The organism is Albidovulum sp., assembly GCF_008933605.1.
Classification (GTDB): domain Bacteria; phylum Pseudomonadota; class Alphaproteobacteria; order Rhodobacterales; family Rhodobacteraceae; genus Albidovulum.
In genome coordinates this window covers 1-4,593 of sequence record NZ_WBUS01000205.1, presented here as the reverse complement: position 1 = coordinate 4,593, position 4,593 = coordinate 1, and the positions used below count along the sequence as shown (strand labels likewise).

The following is a 4,593-nucleotide window of genomic DNA, read 5'->3' as shown; positions in this document are numbered from 1 at the left end:
CCCGCGTGCGCGATCCCCGAGACGATCATGCCGATGCGCTCTGACCGGTCCATGGGCATAAGCCCCGTCGCCCCCTAGTTCGCCGCCCGCGACAGTGGTCGAGGACACGCCGCCGACGCCGCCCGCGCCGCCGGTCGAGGAACCATCGGTCGAACCCGAGCCGGTGATCGCGCCCAAGCCGCAGCCGAAGCCGGCCGACATCGTCGCGCCGGACCCGGTGGAGGCGCCCGAGCCGCAGCCCGACACGGCGCCCGAGGCCGTGGCCGAAACCACGCCGGATCCGGCAGCGGAGCCTCTGCCGGTCGAACCCGAAGAGGCGGCCGCGCCGCAGGAAACCGGCGACGTGCTGAAGACCGAGGAAAACAAGGACCAGGAAAAGGTCGCCTCGGCCGCGCCGTCGGCCTCGCCGCGCCCCGCGACGAAACCCGCCAAGCCGAAACCCGCGCCGGCGGAAGCCGAGCCCGCGCCCGCAACCGAACCGGCTCAGACCGCCGCCGAGACCGCGCCGGAGGCGCCCGCCGAGGACGCCGTGGCCGACGCGCTGGCCGAGGCGTTGTCGGGCGAAGCGTCCGAGGAACCCGCGGCCGGCACCGGCACCGCACCCTCCGGCCCGCCGCTGACGGGAGGCGAGAAGGACGCGCTGGTCGTCGCCGTGAAGGCCTGCTGGAACGTCGGGGCGCTTTCGACCGATGCGCTCAACACCATCGTCACCGTCGGGGTCTCCATGGACCCCGGCGGGATGCCGATCCAGTCTTCTTTCCGCATGATCGGCCACGAAGGTGGCGACGAAGCCGCGGCGCGGCAGGCCTACGAGGCCGGGCGCCGTGCGATCATCCGCTGCGCCAAGACCGGCTACCCGCTGCCGGCCGAGAAATACTCGCAGTGGCAGGAGATCGAGATCGTCTTCAACCCCGAGAAGATGAGGATGAAGTGACGGCAGCCGGCGCGCAACCCTACGAGCCTTTCCGCGCTGCGGAAGCCGGCCGTTCGTCCGCGCCGAAGGAGCCGCAATGACGCCCGCGCCGTTGACCCCTGACCTTTTCAGCCGTAACCGCACCCGCCAGAACCGCACCGGAAGGGAAGAAAAGCCCATGACACCTGTCCGCACGCTCTGCCTCGCGCTTGGCCTTGCCGGCCTTGGCCTTTCCCTCGCCGCCCCGGTGGCTCAGGCGCAGGGTGGCCCCCTGCGCATTGAGATCACCGAGGGCGTGATCGAGCCCTTGCCCTTCGCCGCGCCCGGCTTCGTGGCCGAGAACCCCTCGGCCGCCGCCATCGCCGAGGAAATCACGCGTGTCGTCGCCGCCGACCTGGCCGGCACGGGGCTTTTCCGCGAGATTCCCGCCTCGGCCTTCATCTCGCCGGTGACGAGCTTCGATGCGCCGGTAGCCTATGCCGACTGGAAGGCGATCAACGCGCAGGCCTTGATCACCGGGGCGGTGTCGCAGGGCTCGGACGGCCGGATCAACGTGAAGTTCCGCCTCTACGACGTCTTCTCCGGCGCGCCTCTGGGCGAGGGGCTCCAGTTCGGCGGCGGACAGGGCGACTGGCGAAGGATCGCGCACAAGGTGGCGGACCAGGTCTATTCCCGCATCACGGGCGAGGGCGGCTACTTCGACAGCCGCGTCGTCTATGTCTCGGAAAGCGGGCCGAAGGACCAGCGGCTGAAGCGGCTGGCGATCATGGACTATGACGGGGCGAACGTTCAGTACCTGACCGACTCCTCGACCATCGTCCTCGCGCCGCGGTTCTCGCCCTCGGGCGACCGTATCCTCTATACTTCGTTCGAGACCGGCTTCCCGCGGATCCGGCTCATGGACCTCGCCTCGGTGTCCTCCCGCGCGCTGGCAGAACTGCAGGGCAACATGACCTTCGCGCCGCGCTTCTCGCCGGACGGGGCAACCGTCGTCTTCTCGCTCTCGCAGGACGGCAACACCGACCTCTATTCGATGCAGCTTTCGTCGGGCCAGATGACGCGGTTGACCAACGCGCCCTCGATCGAGACGGCGCCGTCCTTCTCACCCGACGGGTCGCAGATCGTGTTCGAGAGCGACCGGTCGGGCAACCAGCAGCTCTACATCATGTCGGTGGGGGGCGGCGAACCCACCCGGATCAGCTTCGGCGAAGGGCGCTACGGTACCCCGGTCTGGTCGCCGCGCGGCGACATGATCGCCTTCACCAAGCAGAACGCCGGCCGCTTCCACATCGGCGTGATGCGCACCGACGGGTCGGAAGAGCGGCTCCTGACCGCGTCCTTCCTCGACGAAGGTCCGACCTGGGCGCCGAACGGGCGGGTAATCATGTTCACGCGCGAGACCGCCGGCGCGGGCGGCGTCTCGCAGCTCTTCTCCGTCGACATCTCGGGGCGGAACCTCAGGGCGGTGCCGATGGAAGGCGGCGCCTCGGACCCGGCCTGGTCGCCGCTGCTGCCATGACGCCGGCGGTGACGGCACGTTCCCTTCGCAGTCGCGGAATGCTATCGTAATTTCCATCGAGCCAGAAAAGAGGCGGTAATCCCGATGAACAAACTCTCGACGATCCTACTTCTCACCGGCGCGCTGGCGCTTGCGGCCTGCAACAATCCCGACCGTTTCGGCGCGGGCGGGGCCGGCGGCGCGGGTGGGGCTGGCGGTATCGCCGCCGGGCCACTCGGCGACCCGAGCGACCCGAACTCCGTCGCCTACTTCAACCAGACCATCGGCGATACCGTGCGCTTCGCCGTCGACCAGTCCACGCTCACGCCGGAGGCACAGACGATCCTTGCCCTGCAGGCCGGCTGGCTTAACCAGCATCCGACCTATACGGCGATCATCGAAGGCCATGCCGACGAGCAGGGGACGCGCGAATACAACATCGCGCTCGGCGACCGCCGCGCCAATGCGGTGAAGGCCTATTTGATCTCGCAGGGCGTCGGCGCAAATCGCCTCCAGACGGTCTCCTACGGCAAGGAACGCCCGCTCGCCGTCTGTTCGGACGAGGCCTGCTATGCGCAGAACCGCCGCGCGGTCACGGTGGTCGGCGCCGGCGCCGGGGTCTGAGGCGACGATGCGGCGCCCCGTCCGGTCCTTCCTGGTGGCGGCCCTTCTGGCCGCCACGTCGCTGCACGCCCACGGCCAGGAGAAGGTGCAGACGCTTGCCGATATCCGGGTCGAGCTTGCAGCGCTTGCGGGCGAGCTTCAGGCGCTGAAGTCCGAACTGCTCTCGGGCGGACAGGCGGCGATGCAGGCTGCCGGCGGGGCCTCCGCGCTCGACCGGATGAACGCGATGGAGGCGGAGCTGTCGCGGCTCACCTCTGCGACCGAGGCGTTGCAGAACCGGGTGAACCGTGTCGTGACCGACGGGACGAACCGGGTCGGCGATCTCGAGTTCAGACTGTGCGAACTGGAGGAGGGCTGCGACACCGCGAGCCTTCCCATCACGCAAAGCCTTGGCGGCGATGCCGGCACCGCGCCCGCCCCGGCCGTCGTTCCGACGGCCCCCGCGCCCGCAACGGGCTCCACCCCAGAGCTTGCCGTCAGCGAACAGGCGGACTTCGATCGGGCGAAGGCGGCGCTCGATTCCGGTGACTTTCGCGGCGCCGCGGAGCAGTTTGCGGCCTTCGCGCAATCCTACCCGGGTGGTCCCCTGACGGGCGAGGCGAACTTCCTGCGCGGCGAGGCGCTGACCCAGCAGGGCGACACCTCGGGCGCGGCGCGCGCCTATCTCGACGCCTTCTCGGGGGCGCCGGACGGGCCCCGTGCGCCCGCAGCACTCCTCAAGCTCGGCGCCGCGCTCGGTCTTCTCGGCCAGGCGCAGGAGGCTTGCGTGACGCTGGGCGAGGTCGGCACCCGCTTCCCCACCGCGCCGGAAGCCGTCGAGGCCTCGACCGCGATGCGGTCGCTCGGCTGCCAGTGACCGGACCTGCGACGGGGGCGAGTGGAGCGACCGACGACGTCCATCTGCTTGCCCTTGCCCGCAACGCCTTCGGCGCCCTGATGCCGGATGCGGCGGGCGTCGCGGTGTCGGGCGGCGGCGACTCCATGGCCCTGCTTGATCTGCTGGCCCGGGTCCAACGGGATCTGGGTGGCAGTCTCCGTGCGGTGACGGTCGATCACGGACTGCGGCCGGAGTCTGCGGAAGAGGCAGGAAACGTGGCGCGGTTCTGCGCGCGGCACGGGATCGCCCACGACACGCTCGTCTGGCGACCGGGCGAGATCAGGGGAAATCTGTCCGAACAGGCGCGGCGCGCGCGCTACGGGTTGATCGCGGACTGGGCGCGCAGGAACGGCCTGGCCCATGTCGCGGTCGGGCACACCGCCGACGACCGGGCCGAGACCTTTCTCATCGAGCTGTCCCGCGAGGCCGGTATCGACGGGCTGACCTCCATGCGCCCGCATTGGCACGCGGATGGCATCCATTGGTCGCGCCCTCTGCTTTCGGTCGGCCGCGAGGCGCTGCGCGCCTACCTGCGACGGCAGGGGATCGGCTGGACCGACGACCCGACGAACGAGGACGCCCGATACCAGCGGGTAAGGGCGCGGCGGGCGCTGGGCGCGCTGGCGCCGCTCGGCATCACGGCGGGCGGGCTGGCGCGCGTGGCCGGACACCTCGCAGCGG

Annotated in this window: 5 protein-coding genes; all 5 read left to right on the top strand. The window is 70.4% G+C overall.

The genetic code is table 11. From position 1 onward, the window contains the following. Positions 1-94: 94 nt before the first annotated feature. A complete protein-coding gene (locus F9K34_RS17265; RefSeq protein ID WP_291338354.1) occupies positions 95-934 on the top strand; it encodes an energy transducer TonB in 840 nt (279 codons plus the stop codon). A gap of 157 nt (positions 935-1,091) precedes the next feature. Further along, positions 1,092-2,432, top strand: coding sequence for a Tol-Pal system beta propeller repeat protein TolB (tolB, locus tag F9K34_RS17260; protein ID WP_291338353.1), 1,341 nt, complete (start codon positions 1,092-1,094; stop codon positions 2,430-2,432). A gap of 84 nt (positions 2,433-2,516) precedes the next feature. Further along, positions 2,517-3,035: a peptidoglycan-associated lipoprotein Pal gene (pal, locus tag F9K34_RS17255; RefSeq protein ID WP_291338352.1), complete on the top strand. Its 519-nt coding sequence runs from the start codon at positions 2,517-2,519 to the stop codon at positions 3,033-3,035. 7 nt (positions 3,036-3,042) lie between these two features. Further along, positions 3,043-3,891 (top strand): tol-pal system protein YbgF, encoded by an 849-nt coding sequence (gene ybgF / locus F9K34_RS17250; RefSeq protein ID WP_291338351.1) that lies wholly within the window; start codon positions 3,043-3,045, stop codon positions 3,889-3,891. Beyond that, positions 3,888-4,593: tRNA lysidine(34) synthetase TilS (tilS, locus tag F9K34_RS17245; protein ID WP_291338350.1), on the top strand; the 706-nt coding region annotated here is incomplete at its 3' end. The genes ybgF and tilS, both read left to right, overlap by 4 nt.

Coding starts and splice junctions, on each gene's coding strand:
- tolB (WP_291338353.1), top strand. CDS start 1,092: ATGACACCTGTCCGCACGCTCTGCCTCGCGCTTGGCCTTGCCGGCCTT.
- ybgF (WP_291338351.1), top strand. CDS start 3,043: ATGCGGCGCCCCGTCCGGTCCTTCCTGGTGGCGGCCCTTCTGGCCGCC.
- pal (WP_291338352.1), top strand. CDS start 2,517: ATGAACAAACTCTCGACGATCCTACTTCTCACCGGCGCGCTGGCGCTT.